Below are 24,051 nucleotides of genomic sequence, written 5' to 3'. Positions count from 1 at the left end.
CTGGAAGGCACAGTTCCTATAAATCCGTGTATTTCTTTGCGATCCCTTTGGATTTTGCAACAGGATACTTCTGCGCGTTTTTTTCAATCTTCTCCAGCACGATGTGTTTAATATTAAAGTCGTATTTTTCAGCCAGCAGAAAAGCAAACGCGAAGACATCGGCAAGCTCCTCCTTCACTTTATCGATGTCTGCTTGCTCAGAAGGCTTCCAGAGAAAAGCTTCCAGAAGCTCGCCGGCCTCGATATTCAGCGCCAGCGCGAGATCTTTCGGATTATGAAATTGCGCCCAATCCCGCTCATCACGAAACTCAAGTAATGCCCGGGTGATTTCTTTAATATCGCTCACTTGAGGTCAGTTCCAACGGTGGCTAATGAAAGTTTTTTTCTCGTTTGCAGCCAGGTTAAAGCGCCCATTCCGGCTGTCCGGCCACTGGCCAAGGCAGCGGTGAGTAGATAACCACCGGTTGGCGCTTCCCAGTCCAGCATCTCTCCTGCACAAAATACTCCCGGCATCATTTTCAGCATTAATTGAGCATCCAGCGATTCAAAACAAACTCCCCCTGCGGTACTAATCGCTTCATCTATCGGGCGGGTAGCCATGAGTTTTATTGGCACAGCTTTAATCGCAGCAGCCAGCAGCTCGGGATGAGCAAATTCTGCAGCAGACAAAGATTCCCGCAGCAGCCCCGCTTTTGCTCCTGTAATTCCTATCTGGCTACGTAAATGATTCGCCATAGATTTGGAACCGCGCGGTTTAGATAATGCTTTAACTAGACCAGGTAAGTTTCTGTCAGGAGCAAGATCAAGATAAACCGTTACCGAACCACAGGCATTAATCGTGTCACGTAACGGCGCGGATAAAGCATAAATCAAGCTGCCTTCTACACCCGTCACGGTAATCATGAATTCTCCCGGTTTTTGATAACGTTTCCCGCTAGCATCGGTGAAGGATAATATCACCGATTTCAACGGCTGCGCGGCAAAGCGGCCACGAAAATACTCGCTCCAAGGTACCTCAAAACCGCAATTGGCAGGCTGTAATGGGGCGATGGCTACACTTTGTTCTGCCAGCAATGGCAACCATGCGCCGTCGGAGCCTAATTTTGCCCAACTGCCGCCGCCTAACGCTAAAATCACGGCATCAGCCTGAATTAATTTCTCGCCGTCTGGTGTTGAAAACTTTAAAACTTGATTTGCATCCCAACCACACCAACGGTGGCGGGTATGAAAAGTCACACCCGCTGCGCGTAAACGGCGTAACCAGGCTCTCAATAAAGGAGCAGCTTTCATTTCCAGTGGGAATACGCGTTGTGATGACCCCACAAAAGTTTCAATGCCCAAATCACGTGCCCAGTCCCTGACCATTTGCGGCGTGAAACGATGCAGTAACGGTGTTATTTCTGATTGTCTGCTGCCGTAGCGCAAAACAAAATTGTTAAAAGGTTCGGCATGCGTCAGATTCAAGCCCCCTATTCCTGCCAATAAAAATTTGCGTCCGACGGAAGGCATCGCATCATAGAGATGAACGTCTAAACCTGGTTGACTTAACACTTCAGCAGCCGTTAATCCTGCAGGACCGCCACCGACAATGGCAATAGTAGGCATGGTCGTTAAGACACTAAAAATGAATTAAATGGCCAATCCTCATCGCTCACTGGAGCGAGCTGACGATATTTCTGATAAAAATCAACCGAATCTTGCAAAGATACCTAATCCACGGGATGAAATATTCGGGCTAACGATTTGATTCACTTGCAAAGCAAAGTGTTCAATGCTTTACAAGGAGGAACCGATGGCATGGACGCCGCAACTCGCAGGGATTATGCGCGTAACCGCAAGAACTATGCAAGCGATATGACGGATGCGGAATGGGAGAAAATAAAGCCGTATCTGTGCTGTCACCTGCGGCCCAGGCTGTGCGCGCACGACTTGGTTTCGCGCCGTGGTGAGCGCGATATTTTCTCTGCTGCAATCGGGCTGCCAGCGGGGACATGCTGGCTAAGCAATGCAACGTCAGGGGAGCTTTCGGAATGGATCTGCCGTTCGACGCCGACGGTACCTGCAAGCAGAATACCATGCTGACGCACCTTGCGCAGATCCACAGCAATATCGAAGTGCCGAAGATCGCCGCTTTCAGCTAACTGCGAGCTTCTTGCGATGAGCGGGGAGCGCAATTTTATCGTGATCATCAAGAACGAGATCTTCTATAAAAGCACGCTCGAATAGATGCGGCTGAGCGGGCTGGGTTGACGGGGACGCCAGAAAACGACATTTTTGTGAACTGCGAAAGGAGGCTGATCATGTTTGCTGCACAGCTTTTTCAATGATCCTTTATTCCCGGTTTTGTTGTCGTGCTAATATTTTTAACCATCAACTGATAGGAGTATATCAATCATGAGCAACGTAGAGAAACAACAGGCTGCCACGCTTTTCCGCAAATGGCGGGGGCTGCTGTGTGGCTTCCTCCAGGAGCCGGGGAAGCTGCTCATGCGCGACATGCTCCCCGTGCCCGGACTTGGCGCTGCACCGATTTGCCTGGGATTCAAGGACCCGATCTGCGATTTCGCCGGTGGCACACATGTCTTCCAACGCTGACAGCGCCCCGTACCGGCAGTCGGTCGACGTAGTCCTGTCGGCGCTAGGGTCCGACGCGCATCGCGGTCTAAGCGAGGAGGAGGCGCGCGCGCGGCTCGAGCGGCACGGGCGCAACGAGCTCGCGGTGGAAAAGGCTGTTCCCGTCTGGCGCAAGTTCCTCGCGCAGTTCCAGGATGCGCTGGTCATCCTGCTGCTCGTCGCTGCCCTGATCTCGGCTGGCCTGTGGCTGCTCGAACGCGATTCCGCGCTGCCTTATGAAGCGATCGCCATTCTCGCTGTCGTGCTGCTCAACGCGTTCATGGGGTACGTCCAGCAGGCACGCGCAGAGCAGGCGCTGGCAGCCTTGCGCGGCATGTCGGCGGCGCATGCCACCGTCGTGCGCAGCGGCGCACGACGCAGCGTCCTGGCGGCCGAGCTCGTGCCGGGCGATGTCATTCTAATAGAGGAGGGCGACACTGTTCCCGCCGATGCCCGGCTTCTCCAGTCGACGGCACTGCAGACGGCGGAAGCAGCGCTCACCGGTGAGAGCCTGCCGGAGTCGAAGGGCACCGACCCGATCGCGGAAGAGGCTATGCTGGGCGACCGGCACAATATGATCTTCAGCGGCACGGTGGCCACCTACGGGCGTGGCAGGGCGGTAGTGATTGCGACCGGCATGCAGACCGAGATGGGGCGCATCGCCAGCATGCTGAAGGAAACGCCGGTGGAGACCACGCCGCTGCAAAAGGAGCTGAGCCGCGTCGGCAGAATTCTGGGCATTATCGTCATTGTTATCGCCGCAGTGATGATCGGTACCATCCTTCTGGTGGAGGAGGTACGCGGGGCCGCGGCGATTTTCGACGTGTTCATCCTTGGCGTCGCGCTGGCGGTTGCAGCGGTACCGGAGGGCTTGCCTGCAGTGGTGACCGCGGTGCTCGCGCTTGGCGTACAGCGCATGGCGAAGAGGAACGCCATCGTGCGCCATCTTGCGTCGGTCGAGACCCTCGGCTCGGCGTGTGTTATCGCCTCGGATAAAACTGGAACGCTGACGCGCAACGAGATGACCGTGCGCGCGGTGGTGACAGCGAGCGGACGGGTCGAGCTTGGCGGCACTGGCTATGCACCCGTAGGCGAGGTCAGCCAGGTTAACGATATGCTGCGCTCGGAGCTTGAGCGCGCGCTCGCGGTTGGCGACCGCGCCAACAACGCTGTACTCCAAGAGCGCGATGGCTGCTGGTCGGTGCAAGGCGATCCGACCGAAGGCGCGCTCGTCGTGGCAGCTCGTAAAGTGGGGCTGGAAGACGACGCGCTCGACGCGCGCTTCGAGCGCGTCGGCGAAGTTCCATTCTCGTCAGAGCGCAAACTGATGACGACAGTGCACACCGATGCCGAGCGCCGGGGGCACTTGATCGCCTTCACTAAGGGTGCGCCGGACGTGCTGCTTGCGCGCTGCACGCACGAGCTCGTCGGTGTAGATACCCGAGTCCTTGGGGAAGCGAGGAAGGCCGAAATTCTGAAAACCAACGAAGCGCTCGCGCGCGAAGCGCTGCGTACGCTGGCGGTGGCCTTCCGGTTGCTGCCGGTGGACGCGTTCAATGCGGAAGAGGTGAGCGAGTGCGTGGAGCAGGAGCTGGTGTTCGCGGGATTGATCGGCATGATCGATCCGCCGCGGGCAGAGGCGAAAGAAGCGGTAGCGCGTGCGCGGGCGGCGGGAATCCGTCCTGTCATGATCACCGGAGATCATCCGGCGACGGCTGCGGTCATCGCTGACGAACTCGGCATGGCGGCCGACACGCGCGCCGTGACCGGTGCCGAACTCTCGAAGATGTCCGACGAAATGCTGGAGCGGACTGTCCGCGAGGTATCGGTCTACGCACGCGTCAATCCTGAGCACAAACTGCGTATTGTGAAAACGCTGCAGCACCAGGGCGTAATCGTGGCAATGACTGGGGACGGCGTGAACGACGCCCCTGCGCTGAAGACTGCCGATATCGGCATAGCGATGGGCATCACCGGCACAGACGTGTCCAAGGAAGCCGCCGACATTGTGCTGACAGACGATAATTTCGCTTCGATCGTGGCCGCCGTGGAAGAGGGACGCGCCATCTTCGCCAATATCCGCAAGTTCCTGCGCTACCTGCTGTCGTCGAATATCGGCGAGGTGATGACGATGTTCTTCGGCGTGTTATTGGCTGACGTCATCGGGCTGACCGCGGCGTCGCCCGGCGGTCTCGTGCTGCCGCTGCTCGCGACGCAGATCCTGTGGATCAATCTCGTGACTGACGGCGCGCCGGCCTTGGCGCTGGGCGCCGACCCGGCGGATGCTGATGTGATGACCCAGCCGCCGCGCCCGCGGAGCGAAACTGTGATTACTCCCAGCATGTGGTGGGGTATCCTGCAGGTGGGCGTCATCATGGCAGCGGGAACACTGTTTGTGCTGGACGCGAGCCTGCCCGGCGGCCTGATCGAAGGCGACGGTGACATCCACTACGCGCACACCATGGCTTTTACCACCCTGGTGCTCTTCTCACTCTTCACTGTCTTCAATGCGCGCTCAGACGAGCGCAGTGCGTTCGTGGGATTGTTCTCCAACAAGTGGCTGTGGAGCGCCGTTTTGCTGTCACTTTCTCTGCAGGCGTCGGTCGTCTACGTACCGTTTCTGCAACAGGCATTTTCCACGGCACCGCTCAACGCGAGCGATTGGCTGTTCTGCGCGATGGTGGCCAGCTCAGTATTGTGGCTGCGCGAGCTGAGCAAGTTTGTTGTCCGTTCAGGCACGCTGCGTGCACCGCGGCATCCAGGGAGGTAGATCATGTCAGCGGAGAGGGGGCAGGCAACGTAGGCAATGACAATGTGGCAGCACGCTTGCCCGCTGATTGAAATGCGCCTGACACGAAGCAAAAGCCGTTGGGAACGATGAGACTATCATCCGTTAAATCGCGACGTGGAGCGAGGAAGTGATCCTCGCCGCGCCATATGGGTGGACGAATACCCCTAACCCGAATATTTCATAAATTCGCGTTAAGCGTAACCTTGAGCTGATTGATAGCTTGATCGTAAAGATTGGGTTGTCACGCGCGTTCCCATCAACATTACTCCCGAACAAAATGAATCAATCTATCATTATGAGAAACACCGAAAATGCCGCTCTGCATACCCATCCAAGAGCGGCGGAATGGAGATATATCCGGCTTAATCCCTAAAATTCTGATATTGCAGTGGAAAGTCAGTAATGGATTTCTTGACGAATGCAATGCATTCCTGCAAGTCATCGCGGTTCTTGCCGGTAACACGCACGGATTCGCCCTGAATGCTGGCCTGCACTTTCAGTTTGCTTTCTTTGATCAGCTTGACGATCTTCTTCGCCAGTTCGGTTTCCACGCCTACCTTCACTGTGCAGGAACGCTTTACCTTGTTGCCGCTGACTTTCTCGATCTTGTCACTGACATCCAGGCTTCGGATGTCCACGCTACGTTTGGTCAGCTTGGTAGTGAGAATATCCTGCACCTGGCTCAACTGAAATTCATTGTCAGCATACAGGGTGAGCACCATTTCGGCCTGTTCCACGCGCGCGTCTGAGCCTTTGAAATCGAAGCGCGTACTGACTTCCTTGTTGGTTTGCTCAACTGCGTTCTTGACTTCGGTTTTATCTACTTCGGATACGATATCGAAAGACGGCATGTTTACTCCTCATTAGGCCACGAAAACGACAAATTATTAGGGATCACCATAAAAATACCAGATCTGGCCTTATTTGTAGAAGGTAGCACTGATTTTTTACCCTTGCACATGATTACGCATGAACGATTGAGCGTCCTCTTCAGCGCTCTTATGGCTATTTTTTGATCCTACTACTGAAGAATCTAATTGTATGCAACTGCATTATTGCCTACCTATGTCTTATTCCTTACCATCTTAACGCGAATTTATGAAATATTCGGGTTAATGCAGTAAAGCGGTATTGGTTTGATTCTTTGCTTTTGCTTCAAGTATCGATCAGAAAATTGAAGCAGGCGCACCTCAAGGAGGCTAAGATGTACCGTTATGTCGCAGCAGCAATATTCATTGCAATCATTGCGCCGATCGCTTTTGCCAGCAATGGGACGACGCCTCCTCCTCCTAGTGCAACTTGCTTACCCTTCCAGTCCATTCCTGTTTTCACAAATGAAATACCCAATCCAGAAAGTGTACTTGGATTCCCCATCGGAGCCCAAGAGGTTACGACCGCTCAGTTGAACGAATATCTCGATGTGATTGATAGACACAGCGCACGAGTTGTTACGGGGACAGCTGCAACTTCCGCTTCCGAGGAGCGCCTGCCACTGCGTTATGCGATCATTGGGCGCGAAGAAAATGTCTCTGCAGAAGGTCTCACCGCAATCCGTATCGTTGTGCGCCCCATAATGGGATGCCTTGAGACGCACGCTGGCAGAACTGCCGTTCTGGCGCTCAGATTTTCATCTTAAGACGAACGGCCCAGTCAAAAATACGGCCGCCCAGCAGCCATCTTGATACCACTGCCGTTTTAGAGTCCGCAGGCAGGGCATGTCGCATAGGAGGAAATGAGGCCGTAGCGGCATCAAGTATTGCTTTTGCGATAATTTCCGGTCCCGGCGCTTGGGGCTCATTTGCCAGAAGTCGCGGGAGCGCGGTCACTAGCTTCTGATAAGCGGAGGGATGTGCAACCGTTTTGAGCAATTCAAGCTCCTTTGCGGCAAATTCAGTTTTGATCAGGCCCGGGGCAATGGCCACCACGTTGATGCCAAATTTCATCACTTCTCCACGCAAGGTTTCCGACAATGCTTCCACAGCATGCTTGGAAGCCGCATACCAGCCGAAACCCGGTATGGAGATTTTGCCCAGGATCGAGGCAATGTTGATAATGCACCCCGACCGCTGCGCCCGCATATGTGGTATCACTGCCTGCATGAAACGTGCATAGCCGAAAACGTTGACTTCAAACTGCTGATGGGCCGCTTCCATCGAAACGCACTCGACTGCCCCCAACTGACCATAGCCTGCGTTGTTCACGAGCACATCGATCCGGCCTTTGGTTGCCATGACATGGTTTACAGCCGCCCGGATAGCCTCCGCATCGGTCACGTCAAGACGAATCGGTTCAATGTGATCCGAACGTATCTGCTCCAGCCTGTCCATGCGCCGTGCCATGGCAAAGACGTAATAGCCGTTTCTGGCGAACAGTAGCGCCGTCGCTCTGCCAATACCGCTGGATGCGCCGGTTACCAATGCAATGCGTTGTGTCATGATGTGATGTCAGAGTGTGCAACTTGGAAAATAACGGGTTCATGGCCAAAAGGCAATCAAAACCCGCCAAAATTCCCTTGGTTGATTTGACAGTGCCGGCATAACTGCCCCGGCATCACGCGCCTAATGCTTTCATTGACGATGTCAGCTGGGTGGCCGAGATGTTTGCCTGCTTGCTTGCTTGTTTGATTTGGAAAACGTCGGCGTGCGGCTGAATGTGCTTGCCAAAACCCTGTGCCCGCGTTTCCATGCAGACAAAGTGCCTTGCCGTTTGATCACGACGTATGCTGGCAAAGGAACGGAGTGGCTGGATAAAGCCATCGATCGTGTTATGCTTGCAGGAAGGAGATAGCGTGATTCATCGTTCACTGGCGCTTGATGCGAATGAAACGCGGCGACTGCTGACTTTGGATTTTGCTTGAATCGGCTATGAATGCCGGTTAATCGTTGATTAAGTCACAGGAAATGATGAGAAATGTCCGTCGATATCGACCCTATCATCCAGAAATCACAAGAGGCGTGCGCATCGGCAGGCGTCAAACTAACCACCAAGCGCAAAAATGTGCTCGTCGTGTTGCTGCGTTCCTCGATCCCTCTTTCTGCCTATGAAATCGCGGAAAGATATAAAACTCAGTTTAATCAATCATTGCCGGTGATGTCGGTTTATCGCATGCTGGATTTTCTGATTCAGGGAAAACTGGTCCACAAGCTTGAAACGGCCAGTCTGTATATAGCATGCGCCCATATTGCCTGTGATCATCAACACGAAACCCCGCAATTCCTGATTTGTGACCGCTGCCATAGCGTCAAAGAGATCGGCATCAAACAGCACATCATGACGGAACTCGCGCGCAGCATTCAAAACACCGGTTTTACGCTGGCCCACCAGCAACTCGAACTGCATGGGCTTTGTGCACGCTGCCAAAGTGACTCGATGTAATGACCATGCTTTTGAATGCGTGAAAGAGGTGAGGGATTATTTTGGATTGCATTATTCACGGACCAGTCAAATTTTTTAGAGACTTGGCAGATTCAAGATTAAAGACTATTTTATGGTAGTACCAACAAAGTATTTTACCGGAAAGCGAGGTAAGTAATATGCTAGCAGCAAAACAGGAAGCATTGAAAACGATCGACCAATTGCCTGACGATGCAGATATGGATGAAATTATGTATCGGCTTTATGTGTTGGATAAGATCAGGAAGGGACAAGAAGCTGCGGAACAGGGGAAAACTGTGACCAGCGAACAACTTAAACGAGAAATAGAGGCGTGGTAATCTGGACTGAGCCAGCGAAGGCCGATTTACGTGCCATCCATGATTTTATCGCCCATGATTCCCGTTATTACGCCAAGAAAGTTGTTCAGGATATCCGCGAGGAAATCGAGGGGCTAGACGAGTTTCCAAAAATTGGCAGAATAGTTCCCGAGCTCAACGATGATAATGTGAGGGAATTGCCCCTGTATTCTTATCGAATTATTTATGAGATCAGTAATCAGGCTATATTGATACTCGCCGTGGTACATCAAAGAAGAAAACTAATAAGCGACGATATTTTAAGGGAAGCAAAAGACTAGACCCTTTGATGATATCCCCCAATAGGACTAGTCCGTGCATTTTACGAACGTTCACTTGAGTCTTTTGTTAGACCAGTTGATGCCCGAGCCAGCTTAATCAATGACATTAACGCCTCATTTACGGCCTTCTCGCTAGGAAATGCTTTTGCAACTCCCGGCTCGAGCACAGAAATTGAGGTCGGGTCGCGAATCAAGAATTTTTTATTTTTGGGAACAATAACCCTAATCGCCGTTCTTATTTTTCTTGATTCGCGACCTGACCCCAAATTTGTTCTACTTCTATTGCCAATGTCCTATTTTGAAACACGGTGTATGACAAAGGTTTTTGGTAACACCCCGTCCTTTTGCCACACTGTAGTTACTCTGAGTTCTGAGTTTACGAGAGCAGGAACATGATCTGTGATGCCATCATTCGGTTCTTCCTGAAATCGAACATCGAGCTCAGCGAGACGGGTTCGTTTTCCGTGGATAAAGTCGAAGACAGTCAAATGCAATGATCTTCCATTGCGCCTTCCCTCTACCAAAGCCATGTCATAGATAGTCCATTTGCGGATGGATGGCGAATACAGTTCTCCGGCGATTCGACCATCTTTACTCGTTAGCTCTAGTCGTATCGTGTGAGTTTGTGTTGGTAATGTAAGTTGGTTCTGAACGAACTCCCAGGTAGCTGTTAGGTCGCGATCAATCTGATATGTCTCGGCCAGAGAATTTACCGTCTCCGATACAGCTCTCGGGATTTCGGGAATCTTTCGAATAGCGTCAGGCCCCTGGGATAGGAAGGCAACAAACAACGACACTAAGCCACCTACGATAAACCAAACTATGCGCCCGATCCATGTAGCTAAACGAGGGCGCGAGGTTTCAACAACTTTTTTCAGGGTGTGCCTTCTCGGAAAGTGCCGTCTAGAGTAGTGATTTTTCATGAGTATAAACAGGCTTGAAACGTCTAACGTTTGAGCTCAGGCTGCAGCTCGTCAGGGCCGTCGCGCCTGCAGAGAATTGTTATGCGCCGCACTGTGCAAGAGGATGTGAAGACGATTCAAAGAAGATGATCTCCATCTCAATGCCAGAAAACTGTGCAAGAATGTTATACATGAATCTATCCTTTTCAGTAGCATCCAATCCGGAATAGACACTTAGCGCAATTTGATCATTCTTGCTCTGCTTTAGCGCATCAACGATGTGCCCATCATACTCAGGGTTAAGGTCATGCCCATATATAACTAACCCGCCTTTGGATTGACAAAGCCGCTCGTAGCAAAAGTTCAGGTAACTATTTCCACGGATCCTACTCAACTTGAGCGCAGATTTTCCTTCTGTAATAAACAGCGGAAATCTTCCACTAAACCCAGAATCAAAGGCGCCATCAACTCCTGACTCAATTTTAATGTGGACTTTCCGTGCGTCGGATATACCTTCTGATTGGAGGTGTAGAGCCCCGTGCAGGAAGTGAATGGGAATTTTCCCTGAATATACCTTAACATTTCTTGGGTTAAACACGCCTTCGTTCCAGAAGTAGTCTACGAACTTATTTGACTGTTCACTAAGGATAGCCCAGTAAGGTAGTAGGTCGTAATTGGTGGTGAATATGCAGTTATATTTAGCAAGACATTTACCAATGCTTTCGCTTGGAATATATGAAGGCTTAGGGTGTACCGCATTCACTGCTGAAATCAATGCATTTTGCACGTCGAGATAGAGAGTTCGCGTTGCATCTTGATTATCAATTGAAACTTGATATGCATGAAATATTGCTCGAAGAACTTCTTCGAAATTTACCGTGTTGAGTCTGTCGAAGAGATCTTTCGTGCATGCATATCTCCCAACAGGAAAATCATCGAAGTTCTCAAGAAGAGAGTGATATGCAAATTTCTCCCAATATGTTCTACCAAGACCGTTCCCGAATAAGAGATTCTGCATTGGCAAATCCGAAATCTCATTCCAGTCTTTAAGCATGGACAAAACTTCGCCTCGGCGCATAACTAGAATTAGATCTCCTAAATGACGCAATTAGTGATGTCAATTATGAAATCTAATACACTAAACTTCATACTATCTCCTTATTTTTTATGGCAATAGATCGATTTAGTTTTCGTTACAACAAACTTTGTTAGATCCACTTACGAGTAATTGGTAGCTCCGGCTAGCTATATGGGCGATCCTTTTACCATACTTTTACTGCTTTTGGCTGGTTAATCTTATCAACATACCCGCCTGCCGCTAAGATGCGCATAAGGCGGCAGCGTGCGCAGGCGCGGGTCGTCCAGTGGGCCGCCGACGGTGAAGTGATAGAGCGATTGCCACGCATGTTCGGATAAGCCGAGCAGGGCGTGCAGCGTATCATCGAAATAGCAGCCGATGCCGGTGCCGCGTAGCCCTGCAGCTTCTGCTTCCAGGTAGAGCGCCTGACCGAGCATGCCGGCTTCATGAAACAGTTCGCGATAATGCCAGGCTCCCGCGTTTAATGCGGTTTCGAATTCAGCCAGCATGCCCAGCGAGAAACAGCTATCGGCGGCGATGTCTTGGTGACAACTGATCAAGCGCGCCGTGTCTCGGGCATCGGCAGAGAATAATCGAAACAAGCCAAGATGCTGGGGTGCACCGGCTACTTCGGCCCATTCGGCCTCTTCGCGTATCGCTCGACGTAACGCGGGCGCGACGGAGTGATCCCGCAGAAGCAGGTAGATACCCGGTGTTATCCCTGCGACACGATGCACGAACAGGACGAGATGCACCCGCGGCGGTCGTTGCCAGATTTCCCAGGGCGGTAGCTCAGGACGAGGCAGCAGGGCATCGAGCATTGTGAACCACCGTTCTGTTGGCATGGCAGTCACGCCATCGAAACCGACAGCACTTCGGCGCTGGCGAATCAGCGCCCCTGCATCTTGCGAACAATCCATTGGCGCCAGGGGCGGCCACTGCGTTGGCGGGATCAACGATGAAGCAGGAGGGATGGGCCGTTCGGCAGCAAGATGCACCGTATCGATTCCCGCCCAATGGACATGCTGAGCGCTGAGGCGATTGGCCTGTCCGACAAAATTCAATCTGCTGGCCAGGGCTGCGGCTGCCTGAGCCGAATCCAACGGCTCGGGCACATTTCCGCAGCCAATCCAGAGCGCGACCTCTACCGCCTCGCTTTCATGCTCGGCAAAATCGCCCATGCGCGCCACGCCAGTCAGCGCAGCAAGTGCCGCATCATGCCAACTCTCCAAGACCTGCGCGCGCCAGCCAAGCGTGGCGGCAGCATAGCTGACCGCAGCCAGAGCATGGCCGCAGTCATGTTGGCAGTAGCGGTAAGCGCGCAGGCCATACTTCCAGGCTTCGCGCCAATGAATAGACGTGAGGATCAGCACGCAGCCGCCAGCCAGCTCACTGCCCCAATCGGGATCAGCCTCGGCGCGCCGCTCCAGGCTGTGGTCATAGCTGACATAGTGATGCACGCCGCTCGCAAGGCCATCGCGTGCAGCGGCGAGCACATAGCATTCAGTAGGATGCAAATTTCCACTGGAAGGATTGCAGCGCAACGCCCAGCGCGAGCCCCCGTATTCTTTCCATGCAGACAAACCGAAGCTCAGCTCCAGCAGCGTCGCCAAATTGGCCAGATTGATCGCTGCCGGTGTTTGCCGCCGGCCGCTGCGGACTTCGGCAAATGGCATCTGCAAGGGAGTGGCCCGTAAAGGCAACTCGCAGCGTTGCGTCCCCGCATAACGGCGAAACGGATCCGGTTGATTAGCCCAGTCCAAGCCACGGGGTCCCGGTGCATAGCCGTCCAAACGGTGTTTACTGGCTTCGTGATAGGTGATAACGGTTGATAATGCGTTGTTACTCATAGTTCGCCCACAAAAAATTACATTTATCGGTGCTTGCCGCCCCCCATTTTCCTGGGTTGGCTTCTATTGTTTTTCGTTGCGCCATCTTCTTCGCCCATCTCGGTAAGGGTCTGCTCCAAACCTTGCAAATCGGTTTCCGTTAACGGCTGATTGCTGCGCAGCCGATGAATCACGAGGTGGTCCAGATGGCTACGCAGGTAATCCCGGATCTTTTTCTCATACTGCGCGCCGGCCATCTTCGGCCCTCCGCTTCGTACGTCACTTCCTGGTAGCGGTTGATGGATAGGTCGTCATCGTTGGCGGCAATCTTGGCCTTGGTGTCTTGGTCGGCCATGTCGATAGCGTCGAGCTGATCAACCACGTTGGCCAGCCAGCCGCTTGATGAACAGCAGATAGGTGTCAATTGCTCGATAACCGACAGCGGATTGGAAATGCCGCCGGAGCACATCGTGTCCCAGATGCGGTCGACTTTGGATTTGAGTTCACCAGTGATCATTGTTTTCCTTCATTCATTGTATCCGCCGCCGAGCCCGGCACAGGATCGAGAGGGTGTTTTTGCGCTCAACCGATGATTATATCGTTTCTGTATTTCATCGTTGATACCTGGCGATCGCGCGCAGAGACCTCATCGTGGGAGCATTGCCGGGTAAGCTTGATGCATAATTCCTCCCTGAATATATTATTTATCCAGGGAGGAACTATGGTAAACAGACACTTATTGATAGGATGGCTATGGATCCTGCTTGGCAGCAGTCCACAAGTTTTTTCGTCAGGAGCCCATTTAACCCAGGGCGCGCATGTTCATGGTGAAGCGATGCTTAATATCGTGCTGGAGGGCAATGCTTTATCCATCGAATTCGATTCTCCCGCAGTCAATCTCATTGGATTTGAGCACGCACCCAGCAATGAAGAGCAAGCAGCCGCCTTCTCCAATGCGAAACAGATGCTGGCTTCCGCTGATCGCCTGTTTGATTTTTCAGCCACGACATGCCTGTTAGAGCATGCGGAAATTGAGATGCCTTACATGAAAAACCATGAGTCCGCGGATCATCAACATCACCATGAAGCGCAGCAGGAGCATGCTGATTTCCATGCCAGTTATACTTTTCACTGCGAGCAGGCTAAAGATTTAACCGCCATTTCGATAAAGCTCTTTGCGCTTTTTCCGGGTATCCAGGCCATCAAAGCACAATGGATTTTTCAGGGCAAGCAGGGTTCCGCTTCATTGACAGTGAACAATGCCACGCTTGGCGTTGACTAAACAGCGACTGACTTATTCGGTATATGTCTCTACTTCCGCCACCTCCATCGCATAAGCAGCGGTGGCGACATCATTTTCCGTCAGGGTCGTTTTCAATAGACCTGTCACCCAGACTGGTTCATGCAAAGCCTCAAGCTTGAGCCCTTTTTCAAAGACGCCATAGACAATCTGGTTGGGCGGTGGGGGGGAACATGGATACACGCTCCGAAGAATGGCACTAAAAAGAAACGCGTGACAGTTTGTTGCTCACCGAATTCCAGTGGTACGATAAAGCCCGGTAATCTGATCCTTTGATTATCAAATTCTGGCTTGATTCGTGTCGATATGAGCGCCTGCTGGTATCGGTCGTCACTTGCCTGGGTTATCGCCAACATGAACTGACTGCTTAACTTATCTTCCTCAGAGCCATCTTCGATCTCATCCAGATAGGCCGGAGGATTCAATAAAGCATCCAGATCATCCGCTGGCATCAGATCGGTCCACTGAATGGTTTGATAAGGCTCAGTGTGAAGCACCTGCGGTTTAGCCAGCGTTTCATTGCCAGATGCCACTTCTAAACGTGCATTCGGCTCATTTGGGGAGCAAGCGATGAGCAAAGTAGCCAGGAGGCTGATGAATAGCGCTGATTTGTTAATCAAGAAACTGAGTCTCATAAAAAGCAGTACCGATACCATAAAGTTGACGCCGTGCTACAGTATAGTACATTAGATCTAGAATAAAACCGACGAGGAGATTTTATCTTGCATTCAAACTCTCCGAGAAATTCACCATCAGGCGTTCCGGCCACAATACCTGATGCAGTAAGAATCAACGGCCTGCACTTTTCCTATCCTGGCAAAGTACACACGGTTGTTCTGGCTATTCCTGAATGGCGCGTTGCCAGAGGCGACCGAGTATTTCTCAAAGGCCCTTCGGGCTCGGGAAAATCAACCCTGTTGAATTTGCTGGCAGGTATCCTGGTCGCAAATAAAGGCACTATAGAAATACTGGGCCAAAACTTGAGCGCATTATCCGCCCGCGCGCGCGATCGCTTTAGAGCAGCGCATATCGGTATCGTGTTCCAGCAATTCAATCTCATTCCTTATTTGAGCGTGCTGGACAACATCCGGCTAGCCGCCCATTTTGGCAAAAAGGATAGGACCGATCTTGATTTAACCGCGAGGCAGCTTTTTGATATGCTGGAACTGGATAACACCGTAATCACTAAAAAAGCCAGCGACCTCAGCGTAGGCCAGCAACAGCGCGTCGCGATTGCCCGGGCGCTGGTGAATGCTCCGGAGATTCTGATTGCAGATGAGCCTACTTCCGCATTGGATAGCGATACCCGGGATGCTTTTATGCAAATGCTTCTGGAAATCAGCAAAACCCAGGGCAACACCTTAATTTTCGTAAGCCATGACACGGCGCTGGCCCCACATTTTCACCATGTGGTTAATTTGGCTGAAATCAACCAGGCAGGAGGCAGTCAACATGTTTGTTAAGGTCGCCTGGCATAGCCTGCTCAATCGAAAATACACGGTATTACTCGCCTTGATTTCGGTGGCGATCAGTACCTTTGTGTTGCTGGGGGTAGAGCATATCCGGCACGAAGCAAAAGAAAGTTTCAGTAAAACGGTTTCCGGCGTGGATCTCATCGTGGGAGCCCGTACCGGCCAGTTAAACTTGTTGCTGTACTCTATTTTCCGCATCGGGAATGCCACCAATAACATCTCGTGGCAAAGTTATCGTGAGCTCGCAGCCGATCCTAAAGTGGCCTGGACGATACCGATCTCATTGGGCGACTCCCATCGCGGTTACCGGGTGATGGGCACCACGCAAGACTACTTCACGCATTTCCGCTTTGGCCAGAATACCCCCTTATCCTTTGCGCAAGGCGGCCCTTTTTCACAGCTATTTGATGTGGTGATCGGCGCCGAGGTCGCCAAGAAGCTCGGTTATCGTCTGCATGACAGCATCGTGCTGGCGCATGGCCTTGGGCAGGCCAGTTTCAGTATCCATGATGATAATCCCTTTCGAGTCACCGGTATTTTGCGGGCGACCGGAACGCCCGTCGATCACGCCTTGTACGTCAGCCTGGCAGGGATGGAAGCCATCCACCTGAACTGGAAAGATGGCGTAAAAATACCGGGCAGGCAAATGGCTGCCCATGAGCTGGCAGCGCGCGACCTCACGCCCAAAAGCATCACTGCTTTCATGGTGGGACTTAAATCAAAAATGGCCACCTTTCATGTCCAACGACAAGTCAATCAATATCAAAAAGAACCGCTGCTCGCCATGTTACCGGGCATCGCGCTTACCGAGCTGTGGCAAATGATGAGTGTGATGGAAAATACGCTCAGATTAATTTCTATCCTGGTGCTGTTTTCATCGCTATTGGGATTAAGCACCATGCTGCTTTCCTCCATACGCGAAAGGCAGCGGGAAATTGCGGTCCTGCGCGCTATCGGCGCCCCCCCCTTTTTCGTATTTCTGATCATTCAAAGCGAGGCGCTGTTGATTTCCCTAGGCGGCATCATCGTCGCCATGTTTGCGCTAACAATGGGGATCTTATTTGCTCAGACGTTTCTCGCAGAAAATTATGGGATCTTCATTAATCACTTTGCTATCAACCACCAGACGCTCGGTATTTTGGGTACGATTGTGGTAAGTACTGGGGTGCTCGGGCTGATTCCCTCGCTCAGTGCATACCGCATGTCCTTACATCATGGTCTTACCGTAAGGGGTTGAATGAGGCCATTTAGCCAACGCGAGGGAAGACCGTAACTTTCTTTGCCATACGCTGGGCCCTGCGCTGCTCCACTGCATTCGCCAATTGATACAACACCTGCTCGGTTGTTTCAAAACTGATGCAGCCATCGGTAATGCTTTTTCCGTAAACCAGTTGTTCGCGTTTCATGCCCTCCACTTTCTGATTACCTTCAACCAGATGGCTTTCGATCATCACGCCACAGATGGCATGGCTTCCGCTGGCGATCTGTTCGGCCACATTGGCAGCCACCTCCGGCTGGCGGCGATAGTCCTTATGGCTGTTAGCATGGCTAAAATCGATCATCAGGCAGGGTGGCAGCTTGACTTTGGATAGTTCTTCAATGGCCGAGGCTACACTGACTGCATCGTAGTTAGGCTTGCGTCCTCCTCGCAGGATGATGTGACAATCTTCATTGCCCTTGGTCGCAAAAATGGCTGTGTGCCCCTCTTTGGTCACTGAAAGAAAATGGTGCGGGCGGGAAGCCGCGCCAATCGCATCAATGGCGATGTTCAGATTGCCATAAGTGCCATTCTTGAATCCAATGGGGCAGGAAGCGCCAGATGCCAATTCGCGGTGCGCCTGGCTCTCGGTGGTGCGCGCGCCAATGGCAGCCCAGCTGATCAGATCAGCCAGATATTGCGGGCTGATCAAGTCAAGGTATTCTGTTGCCGCAGGGATTCCCAGATTGTTCAAATCCAGCAGCAGTTTGCGCGCCATGCGTAAACCCTTATTGATATGGAAGCTGTTATCCAGATCAGGGTCGTTGATCAATCCTTTCCAGCCGATGGTGGTCCGTGGTTTTTCGAAGTACACCCGCATCACAATGTGCAACTGCTCCTTGAAAACCTCGCGCAGATGCTTCAAGCGGGCTGCATATTCCAGCGCTGCATCCACATCATGGATGGAGCAAGGGCCGACCACTGCCAGCAAGCGATCCTCTTCACCATGCAAAATACGGTGAATGGCCTGCCGTGCTGCGTAAACCGTTTCGGTCGTGGTCTCGGTCACAGGATATTCGCGATGCAATTCCACCGGTGGGGTGAGTTCGTGCATGCCGATAATGCGTAAATCATCGGTCTGAAATTTCATATGAGTTCCTTTATTTAATTGCTTACTGACCTAGCCCGAATATTTCATAAATTGGCACGTGTCCTCACTTGCCTTTTGATTAATAAGAAAGATTTTGCTCAGTCAGGTGTATGAATCACTACACCCCTCCTTCTCAAAACTTCCCTATTAATCAAAATCCTGGGTGATCATCACGCGAATTTATGAAATATTCGGGCTAGGGTCAAAGATATTCATCCGCAGGCAATACAAAAAGCGAGCGGAAAGCACAAATGCTATTTTATTCCATTTCCAAATCAAACATGACGCGAAGGCGAGCAGCAGACAGTATAAATAATACGGCAAGGAGAAGTCGACAAAGTCAAGTTTGATTCAGAAACGGAATTAACCCAGCCGGAACATACCTTTCCCGGTTTGGGAGATTTAACATAAAAAACGAAATGCGGTGCAGACGATGCCGTATCACGTAGCTGAAGCTGAAGCAAGCATTGGGCGCTGCACTCCGCCCACTTGAGCAAGCACGGCCAACCCCGCCCACGATTATTCCAGCGAGCAGAGATGGCTGACCGTCCCTTGCTCAATCTGAATCGTGCTGTGATGAATTAAAAAGCGCAGATGGAGGGTTTCCCTGATATCCTCCATAAAGGCATCGCCCGGGTAACCGTCAGGCATCACCAAGTGAACAGTCAAAGCGCTTTCGGTGGTGCTGAGTCCCCAGATATGCAGATCATGAATGTCGGCGACGCCAGGTTGCTCGCGTAAATAGGCATCAATTGCAGCGACTTCGATATGAGGAGGGACTGCATCCAAAGCAAGCCGCACTGAATCGCGCAAAAATTCCCAGGTAGCGATGATCACGATGGTGACGATAACCAGACTGACAGCGGGATCAAGCCAATTCCAGTCTATAAAAACGATCGCTACCCCCGCCATCACGACGCCCACTGACACAGCAGCGTCAACGGCCATATGCAGATAAGCACCGCGGATATTCAGATCACTTTGACTGCCTTTGAAAAACAGCCAGGCAGAAAAACTGTTGATGATCACCCCAATAAGCGCAACGACGGTAACCGTAACACCGGCGACAAGAGGCGGGTGGGAAAAGCGTTGTATCGCCTCCCAGCCGAGCGCCCCGCACGTGACCAGCAGCAACATGGCATTGATCAGGGCAGCCAGAATCGAGCTGCTGCGTAATCCATAGGTATAGCGCTCATTCGCTGCTTTGCGCGCCAGAATGGATGCGCCAGCCGCAAGCGCCAGTCCGAGCACATCAGATAAATTGTGGCTCGCATCCGCCATCAGCGCCGTAGAGTTAGCGATAAAACCGTAAGCAAACTCGACCACAACAAAAGTGATATTCAAGGCGATGGCAATAACGAAAGCGCGCCCATTACGATCTGGCTCAGGATGCCGATGATTGCCGTGCCCATGCCAGAATCCTTCAGCAAGATCCTGTTGAGGAGTATGATGATGCGCCATTTGAGCTAATGATATGTCCGTTTGATGGTTAAAAATGATCGAGCCTATTACGAAGGTTAGACACTTTTCCGCGCAGATTGATGCATGACTCGACTAGCATGTGACTGTTTTTGAAGTGCGTATTCGATAAGCAATCTGGTTCGACATCAGCATAATGGTAAGCACCGTGCCAAGGTGGCGCAAGGCAACAGCGCTCACAGCGATAGTGAGCATGCCCGGCACCATGCATGCGCCGATCGAAGAAGAAATCTAAAAGAGAAGATTTGCTGTTTAGATCGTCGGTGAAGTGAAATCAGGCTTGGCATCGTTATTTCGCGAGAATCCAGGCAGACCACGTAGTACTCGGCGAAAAAAACCAACCGGATGAAGATTGGCCGTTGATATGGGTAGCGGAGTGTACAATGGGCTTCCGAGTTTATCAGCGCTGGCGCGGGGTGCTGCAGGCGCCTACAGCATCCAGGCTTCAAATCCCGCGCCGACGTGCGTACTCGGCCAATCTCTGATATCGATGATCTTGACGCAGAGTGGGCAATGCTTGAGAAATGGCTTCAAGGCACTGCCTCAACTCCCGAGGCGCCAAAGGCTGATTGTCGAGAACAGCATTCAGGAAGCGCAACGCATCCTGCGGAAATCGTCCTGCCAATCCGGATTCATGTAGCAGATGGACAACATTGTCCGGATGTTCAATCGGCCGCAGCCAATCCAGGACTGCCGACAGCGCTGCAGTAAACTCACCGCGCGCTGCGACGCTCAGGCGAGCCAAGGACTTAGCAATGCTATTTGAGGCGAGATCGCGTGACTTGGGCCAGATCCTTTGCCAGAACGGCTGGACGTGATTCTTCCAGTAGTTTTCCCGTTGTTCCCCTGCACCCTCGAGCGCTTGCGAGAGGGCCTGTGCCACTTCCTGCAATCCCTCTTGCGGCAACGCGCCAATCGCTGACTGGAAATCCTCCGGAGTATAGTCATCCACAGAGTCCAGCGCGGCGTAGGTGAGGAACGCGGCGAACTGGCGGCTGTGCATCCCAAGATCTGTGTAGTGATGTGCCGTGGAAAGAAACTGAGACTTGAACGCGATCAGCAGCGGTCGGTACAGTCGCGGAGAACAAAGGAACCCTTCCCAGACCGCCTTTGCCTCGACCGAACTGCGAGTCCAATCGAACAACGGCAGTAAGTGCATCTCCGCCCATGGCCGGTCTACTCGGAACAATGCGATCAGTTGCGATGCCAGCAGTACTCTGCCGTGGCGGAACTGTTCGACCCCTACGTCGCAAAGCTGCGTGAAAAACGGCTCAATATCACCCGGCAAGGAATCATTGTCGTTGGGCTTGCGCTTGAACCAAAGATTCAGCAGCGCCTGCGTGACATGGCCAATGGGATGGTTATCCGTGTCGACGCCATCCTGATGAGGCAGTGCCAGTACGCGACGGCACAAGTGCAGCAGGATAGTTTCGTGCCAATTAATTGACTTGGATGCTGCCTTCAGCCACCAGGTGACGCCGTGTGCCATCTCTTTCAGCACGGCGTCAGGCATGGTTTTCACCAAGGGGGCGGCATAGCGCCACGAGCGCAGCACCTGACCTTCCTCGCTCCACACCAGCAGGGCTTCTCTCCAGCGTCCGACCGGCCAGAGCCCTTCTTGGGCCAAGTCACACAAGGCCAGGAAACTGTGGAAGAACCGCGTGCGACAGGTCTCGCGCCAGGTGTCGTGCCGCCCCGGTGGGGACTGCTTGAGCCATTGGACCAGGTCCGCCCGCCTACGAGGTGCGATATCGACAGTGCGGCTGGCCTCGTAGTCTGGATCGTCGGTGCTGCTCATCCAATGAGAGAACTCGTCCCGTTCGTTGCTGGCTAACCTCCACTCGGGATTTGCCTCGGACAGTTTGTCGATACACCATGAAGCAGTCTCGCCGAGCTGGCCGCCCCCTTCGCGCAGTTTGGCAAGACGCAGCCAGACCGAATGATCCACCAGCGATTGCCAGCGTTTGGGTTCGAGATCATCCTGGTACATGTGCCGTGGTGGGCCAGCAAGAATCGCCGTTTCCAGCGTGATCCGGGCTTCCGGCGAGAGTTTCGCTCCTTGTCGCACCAGTAGACGCATCGTTTCCCGCCGAGTATCCACGGACCACAGCCACCAGGCGCCGTCCAACACCAGCCACTCGACCCATTGCGCGGGATCGATGCCGCCGTCCTGACTGGCGGCAAACAGGGCCAGTCGTTTGAACGTCGGATACGGCACATCGAACCATCTCAACGCAATCCGGCGGGCGCACTCAGGGTTGCTGTCGCGCGTCGCCAGCCACGCATCGCGCAACAGCTCGATCAACGTCACCCAGTCATGGAAACCCCGATTCTGCCAATGCGGTCTGATCGATGGCAAATACCAGTGCGAATGATCGCTGAGGTCATCAGCCTCGCCTAGTTCGCGCAACAAATCCAGAGCGTCGCGCAGCAGTTGCTGAAAGTCATCCAGCAGCGCTGGCAACGCCGCGCGCCAGCGTTCATCCGCCAGATCACGCAGAGCGGAATGCACATGGTCGGCGGCCAGCACCAGTTTCCAGTCCACCAGTTGCCGGATGTGCGTGGGTTCATCTGTGCTTTCTTCCTCGGTGCCCCAGCGAAACGGTTTTTTCAACGCCACCCTGGGCGCCAGCAACTCGCGCAGTTCCAGCCGCAGTGTGGCGCGCAAGCCATCGCGCTTCAGCCGATCCTTCCAGCGGTAGAGGTCTGGGTCACGCCACGGCGATTTCACTCGCCCGGTGAGCAGCAAGCGCCACAGCGTGTGCATCAGCGGCCCAGGGATGGCATTGGGCGCGTGAGTGCGGATTTCGTCCAGCTCAGTTGTCTTCCCTTCCTGCACCAGGTGTGCAAAGTGGTTCAGCTCGTCCTCAATCAGCCACGACCAGCGCTCGTGCAACTGCCCCCCTCGCTGTGCCAGCCAAATGATCAAAGCCGGGTCGTTGAGATGCCGCGTGAGCCAGCGAGCCAGATGGAATATCACGTCATCCCATTGGCTGGCGGCAACGCCACCCGATACCAATGCCATCCACGGCGCGTTCCGATACGGCGCCGGGCCGCGGATCAGGCTGAACCGCAGTTTGTCATCCACGTCCGCGCGCGGCGGAACACCGAAGCGATTCAAGTCGCCGTGTTGATGGCGATCCTCTGAGAACGCCTCCAGCCATTCGAGTGCCGGCGCGGGGTTGAAGTCCGCGAAGCGCTTGGCGGGCAACCCCGATTCGTGAGACAGCGCCCAGAGCATCCGTCCCACGAAGTCATCCTGCCGTATGCTGGCGGAAGGACGCGCCAGGGCGTAATCCACGACGATGCGTTCTTTGCCGAGGATGCCGTCGCGATAGGTTTCTGCCCAGGCCTGCAAGGTTCTGTGCAGCGCCGGGTGGTCATGGTTGCCTACGGGCACCTCGTAGAGAACGGGTGTGACGCCCTTCGCCTTCCATTCGATGGTCTTGTCGTGTTCCTGCCCGGGCTCGCAGTCGCCCAGCGCGTAGGCCTGCGGGGTAACCTCTCCCAGCATGCGGTCCGCGGCAAGCGCATCCATCATGTAGCGTAGCACCGGGTCATTGATGCTGTAACCGACGAAGCAAACCACGTAGTTGCGAAACAACTCGCTGACGAAACGTGCCGCCCAGCGCTCGGTGAGGTAGGCAAGGCCAAAGTCGCCACTGGTGAGTACCAGTCGATGCAACGCACTGTCGTCTGTCTCTTCTGGTAACACGCCGTGCAAGTAAACCAGCCCATTCCAGCGGCTATTCTTCGGGATCGGCAACATCGGCGCAGCATAGGCGCTCAAAGCTTGCTTGTTACGCTTGGCTACCAGTTCGAACACACGGTCGAAATTGGTGGTGACCAGCCGCAGCGTGCCTTCGCGACATTTGGCCAATTGCAGCAGGGCCGCGTGGGTGTCGGTGGCACCCTTGCGGCGCAACTTTGGTTGCAAGGCCTGAGCTAACGCTTTGCGTAACGCCAGTCCCTGTCGTTGCCCGGGCAAGCGATCTTCCAGCAAATTCAGGGTGGCGTCGAACTGGCCGCGTCCATAGGCATCCTGTTCGATGAGCGAGCGGGTTGTGCCCACACGCCGGTAGATGTCTTCCACCAGGCCTTGGAACCCCGGCAAGCCGGCCGGGTAAGAAATGCCCGCGCCGCAGAAGAACACCACACGGCCTTCTTCGTGCGCCTGCAAGAGCCCTTCGGGAATGTCAGGGCCGTGGGTGACGAACTGCATGGTCA

At 53.3% G+C, this 24,051-nt stretch carries 23 protein-coding genes and 1 pseudogene; 12 read left to right on the top strand and 12 right to left on the bottom strand.

Annotation, left to right across the window (positions count from 1 at the left end; all coding sequences use genetic code 11):
• Nucleotides 1-16: 16 nt before the first annotated feature.
• Both BLP80_RS02795 and BLP80_RS02790 read right to left on the bottom strand, forming a co-directional pair.
• Nucleotides 17-346 carry a nucleotide pyrophosphohydrolase gene (locus BLP80_RS02795; protein WP_090539928.1) on the bottom strand — a complete coding sequence of 110 codons (330 nt, stop codon included), beginning with the start codon at nt 344-346 and terminating at the stop codon, nt 17-19.
• Nucleotides 343-1,605: a TIGR03862 family flavoprotein gene (locus BLP80_RS02790; protein WP_090539926.1), complete on the bottom strand. Its 1,263-nt coding sequence runs from the start codon at nt 1,603-1,605 to the stop codon at nt 343-345. The genes BLP80_RS02795 and BLP80_RS02790 overlap by 4 nt, the downstream gene beginning before the upstream one ends.
• A gap of 159 nt (nt 1,606-1,764) precedes the next feature.
• Between BLP80_RS02790 and BLP80_RS15075 the strand changes: the two genes are divergently transcribed.
• The 3 genes from BLP80_RS15075 to BLP80_RS02775 all read left to right on the top strand — a co-directional run bounded on the left by BLP80_RS15075 (nt 1,765) and on the right by BLP80_RS02775 (nt 5,383).
• Nucleotides 1,765-2,082 (top strand): hypothetical protein, encoded by a 318-nt coding sequence (locus BLP80_RS15075; protein WP_143002215.1) that lies wholly within the window; start codon nt 1,765-1,767, stop codon nt 2,080-2,082.
• Nucleotides 2,083-2,394: 312 nt separating this feature from the next.
• Nucleotides 2,395-2,595, top strand: coding sequence for a hypothetical protein (locus BLP80_RS15070; protein ID WP_143002214.1), 201 nt, complete (start codon nt 2,395-2,397; stop codon nt 2,593-2,595).
• Complete coding sequence (locus BLP80_RS02775) at nt 2,579-5,383, top strand: cation-translocating P-type ATPase (RefSeq protein WP_090539920.1); 2,805 nt, start codon at nt 2,579-2,581, stop codon at nt 5,381-5,383. The genes BLP80_RS15070 and BLP80_RS02775 overlap by 17 nt, the downstream gene beginning before the upstream one ends.
• Nucleotides 5,384-5,766: 383 nt before the next feature.
• Here the strand turns inward: BLP80_RS02775 and BLP80_RS02770 are convergent, their stop codons facing one another.
• Entirely contained in the window at nt 5,767-6,255 is a 489-nt protein-coding gene (locus BLP80_RS02770) for a YajQ family cyclic di-GMP-binding protein (RefSeq protein ID WP_090539918.1), read from the bottom strand.
• Between the two features lie 353 nt (nt 6,256-6,608).
• Between BLP80_RS02770 and BLP80_RS02765 the strand changes: the two genes are divergently transcribed.
• Nucleotides 6,609-7,040 (top strand): hypothetical protein, encoded by a 432-nt coding sequence (locus tag BLP80_RS02765; RefSeq protein ID WP_090539916.1) that lies wholly within the window; start codon nt 6,609-6,611, stop codon nt 7,038-7,040.
• On the opposite strand, the gene BLP80_RS02760 is transcribed toward BLP80_RS02765, so the two are convergent.
• Complete coding sequence (locus BLP80_RS02760; protein ID WP_090539913.1) at nt 7,024-7,839, bottom strand: SDR family NAD(P)-dependent oxidoreductase; 816 nt, start codon at nt 7,837-7,839, stop codon at nt 7,024-7,026. The two genes, BLP80_RS02765 and BLP80_RS02760, sit on opposite strands and share 17 nt — an antisense overlap.
• Nucleotides 7,840-7,954: 115 nt before the next feature.
• A complete protein-coding gene (locus tag BLP80_RS16085; protein WP_256324926.1) occupies nt 7,955-8,089 on the bottom strand; it encodes a hypothetical protein in 135 nt (44 codons plus the stop codon).
• On the opposite strand from BLP80_RS16085, the gene BLP80_RS16565 reads away from it, so the two are divergent.
• The 5 genes from BLP80_RS16565 to BLP80_RS02740 all read left to right on the top strand — a co-directional run bounded on the left by BLP80_RS16565 (nt 8,045) and on the right by BLP80_RS02740 (nt 9,416).
• On the top strand, nt 8,045-8,191 hold the full coding sequence (locus tag BLP80_RS16565) for a DUF1826 domain-containing protein (RefSeq protein WP_218120355.1): 147 nt from the start codon (nt 8,045-8,047) through the stop codon (nt 8,189-8,191). The genes BLP80_RS16085 and BLP80_RS16565 overlap by 45 nt on opposite strands.
• A complete protein-coding gene (locus tag BLP80_RS15550; protein WP_176754245.1) occupies nt 8,124-8,261 on the top strand; it encodes a hypothetical protein in 138 nt (45 codons plus the stop codon). Before BLP80_RS16565 ends, BLP80_RS15550 begins: the two co-directional genes overlap by 68 nt.
• 53 nt (nt 8,262-8,314) lie before the next feature.
• Nucleotides 8,315-8,779 (top strand): Fur family transcriptional regulator, encoded by a 465-nt coding sequence (locus BLP80_RS02750; protein ID WP_090539909.1) that lies wholly within the window; start codon nt 8,315-8,317, stop codon nt 8,777-8,779.
• 158 nt (nt 8,780-8,937) lie between these two features.
• Entirely contained in the window at nt 8,938-9,117 is a 180-nt protein-coding gene (locus BLP80_RS02745) for a hypothetical protein (RefSeq protein ID WP_090539907.1), read from the top strand.
• Complete coding sequence (locus BLP80_RS02740) at nt 9,111-9,416, top strand: type II toxin-antitoxin system RelE/ParE family toxin (protein WP_090539905.1); 306 nt, start codon at nt 9,111-9,113, stop codon at nt 9,414-9,416. The genes BLP80_RS02745 and BLP80_RS02740 overlap by 7 nt, the downstream gene beginning before the upstream one ends.
• Before the next feature lie 1,002 nt (nt 9,417-10,418).
• On the opposite strand, the gene BLP80_RS02730 is transcribed toward BLP80_RS02740, so the two are convergent.
• From BLP80_RS02730 to BLP80_RS15850, 3 genes are all read right to left on the bottom strand, one after another.
• Complete coding sequence (locus BLP80_RS02730; RefSeq protein WP_090539901.1) at nt 10,419-11,396, bottom strand: DUF4917 family protein; 978 nt, start codon at nt 11,394-11,396, stop codon at nt 10,419-10,421.
• Between the two features lie 221 nt (nt 11,397-11,617).
• Nucleotides 11,618-13,246 carry a SagB/ThcOx family dehydrogenase gene (locus BLP80_RS02725; protein WP_090539899.1) on the bottom strand — a complete coding sequence of 543 codons (1,629 nt, stop codon included), beginning with the start codon at nt 13,244-13,246 and terminating at the stop codon, nt 11,618-11,620.
• A gap of 169 nt (nt 13,247-13,415) precedes the next feature.
• A complete protein-coding gene (locus tag BLP80_RS15850) occupies nt 13,416-13,742 on the bottom strand; it encodes a hypothetical protein (RefSeq protein WP_218120354.1) in 327 nt (108 codons plus the stop codon).
• Between the two features lie 204 nt (nt 13,743-13,946).
• Here BLP80_RS15850 and BLP80_RS02715 point away from each other — a divergent pair, with 204 nt between their 5' ends.
• Entirely contained in the window at nt 13,947-14,507 is a 561-nt protein-coding gene (locus BLP80_RS02715) for a DUF2796 domain-containing protein (protein WP_176754244.1), read from the top strand.
• 12 nt (nt 14,508-14,519) lie between these two features.
• Here BLP80_RS02715 and BLP80_RS02710 read toward each other — a convergent pair.
• Nucleotides 14,520-14,977: pseudogene (locus BLP80_RS02710) on the bottom strand (DUF3299 domain-containing protein).
• A 270-nt stretch (nt 14,978-15,247) separates the two neighbouring features.
• On the opposite strand from BLP80_RS02710, the gene BLP80_RS02705 reads away from it, so the two are divergent.
• Both BLP80_RS02705 and BLP80_RS02700 read left to right on the top strand, forming a co-directional pair.
• Nucleotides 15,248-15,988 (top strand): ABC transporter ATP-binding protein, encoded by a 741-nt coding sequence (locus tag BLP80_RS02705; protein ID WP_218120352.1) that lies wholly within the window; start codon nt 15,248-15,250, stop codon nt 15,986-15,988.
• Nucleotides 15,978-17,234 (top strand): ABC transporter permease, encoded by a 1,257-nt coding sequence (locus BLP80_RS02700; RefSeq protein ID WP_090539895.1) that lies wholly within the window; start codon nt 15,978-15,980, stop codon nt 17,232-17,234. Before BLP80_RS02705 ends, BLP80_RS02700 begins: the two co-directional genes overlap by 11 nt.
• Nucleotides 17,235-17,244: 10 nt before the next feature.
• On the opposite strand, the gene aroG is transcribed toward BLP80_RS02700, so the two are convergent.
• The 3 genes from aroG to dsr1 all read right to left on the bottom strand — a co-directional run bounded on the left by aroG (nt 17,245) and on the right by dsr1 (nt 24,046).
• On the bottom strand, nt 17,245-18,345 hold the full coding sequence (gene aroG / locus BLP80_RS02695) for a 3-deoxy-7-phosphoheptulonate synthase AroG (protein WP_090539893.1): 1,101 nt from the start codon (nt 18,343-18,345) through the stop codon (nt 17,245-17,247).
• A 519-nt stretch (nt 18,346-18,864) separates the two neighbouring features.
• Complete coding sequence (locus BLP80_RS02690) at nt 18,865-19,806, bottom strand: cation diffusion facilitator family transporter (protein WP_090539891.1); 942 nt, start codon at nt 19,804-19,806, stop codon at nt 18,865-18,867.
• A 463-nt stretch (nt 19,807-20,269) separates the two neighbouring features.
• Entirely contained in the window at nt 20,270-24,046 is a 3,777-nt protein-coding gene (dsr1, locus tag BLP80_RS02685; RefSeq protein WP_090539889.1) for an anti-phage defense-associated sirtuin Dsr1, read from the bottom strand.
• Nucleotides 24,047-24,051 lie beyond the last annotated feature (5 nt).

The sequence above is a fragment of the Nitrosomonas sp. Nm132 genome (assembly GCF_900100485.1).
Classification (GTDB): domain Bacteria; phylum Pseudomonadota; class Gammaproteobacteria; order Burkholderiales; family Nitrosomonadaceae; genus Nitrosomonas.
Note: the sequence above shows the minus strand (reverse complement) of the source record. Positions and strands in the feature narration are given on the sequence as shown.

Excerpts from the sequence above, each read along its gene's own strand:
- BLP80_RS02730 (WP_090539901.1), bottom strand. The coding sequence starts at position 11,396 with ATGCGCCGAGGCGAAGTTTTGTCCATGCTTAAAGACTGGAATGAGATT.
- BLP80_RS16085 (WP_256324926.1), bottom strand. The coding sequence starts at position 8,089 with ATGGAAACGCGGGCACAGGGTTTTGGCAAGCACATTCAGCCGCACGCC.
- BLP80_RS02750 (WP_090539909.1), top strand. The coding sequence starts at position 8,315 with ATGTCCGTCGATATCGACCCTATCATCCAGAAATCACAAGAGGCGTGC.
- BLP80_RS15850 (WP_218120354.1), bottom strand. The coding sequence starts at position 13,742 with ATGATCACTGGTGAACTCAAATCCAAAGTCGACCGCATCTGGGACACG.
- BLP80_RS02775 (WP_090539920.1), top strand. The coding sequence starts at position 2,579 with ATGTCTTCCAACGCTGACAGCGCCCCGTACCGGCAGTCGGTCGACGTA.
- BLP80_RS02770 (WP_090539918.1), bottom strand. The coding sequence starts at position 6,255 with ATGCCGTCTTTCGATATCGTATCCGAAGTAGATAAAACCGAAGTCAAG.
- BLP80_RS15550 (WP_176754245.1), top strand. The coding sequence starts at position 8,124 with ATGCTGGCAAAGGAACGGAGTGGCTGGATAAAGCCATCGATCGTGTTA.
- BLP80_RS02690 (WP_090539891.1), bottom strand. The coding sequence starts at position 19,806 with ATGGCGCATCATCATACTCCTCAACAGGATCTTGCTGAAGGATTCTGG.
- BLP80_RS15070 (WP_143002214.1), top strand. The coding sequence starts at position 2,395 with ATGAGCAACGTAGAGAAACAACAGGCTGCCACGCTTTTCCGCAAATGG.
- BLP80_RS02760 (WP_090539913.1), bottom strand. The coding sequence starts at position 7,839 with ATGACACAACGCATTGCATTGGTAACCGGCGCATCCAGCGGTATTGGC.
- dsr1 (WP_090539889.1), bottom strand. The coding sequence starts at position 24,046 with ATGCAGTTCGTCACCCACGGCCCTGACATTCCCGAAGGGCTCTTGCAG.
- BLP80_RS02790 (WP_090539926.1), bottom strand. The coding sequence starts at position 1,605 with ATGCCTACTATTGCCATTGTCGGTGGCGGTCCTGCAGGATTAACGGCT.
- BLP80_RS02700 (WP_090539895.1), top strand. The coding sequence starts at position 15,978 with ATGTTTGTTAAGGTCGCCTGGCATAGCCTGCTCAATCGAAAATACACG.
- aroG (WP_090539893.1), bottom strand. The coding sequence starts at position 18,345 with ATGAAATTTCAGACCGATGATTTACGCATTATCGGCATGCACGAACTC.
- BLP80_RS02725 (WP_090539899.1), bottom strand. The coding sequence starts at position 13,246 with ATGAGTAACAACGCATTATCAACCGTTATCACCTATCACGAAGCCAGT.
- BLP80_RS02715 (WP_176754244.1), top strand. The coding sequence starts at position 13,947 with ATGGTAAACAGACACTTATTGATAGGATGGCTATGGATCCTGCTTGGC.
- BLP80_RS02745 (WP_090539907.1), top strand. The coding sequence starts at position 8,938 with ATGCTAGCAGCAAAACAGGAAGCATTGAAAACGATCGACCAATTGCCT.
- BLP80_RS02765 (WP_090539916.1), top strand. The coding sequence starts at position 6,609 with ATGTACCGTTATGTCGCAGCAGCAATATTCATTGCAATCATTGCGCCG.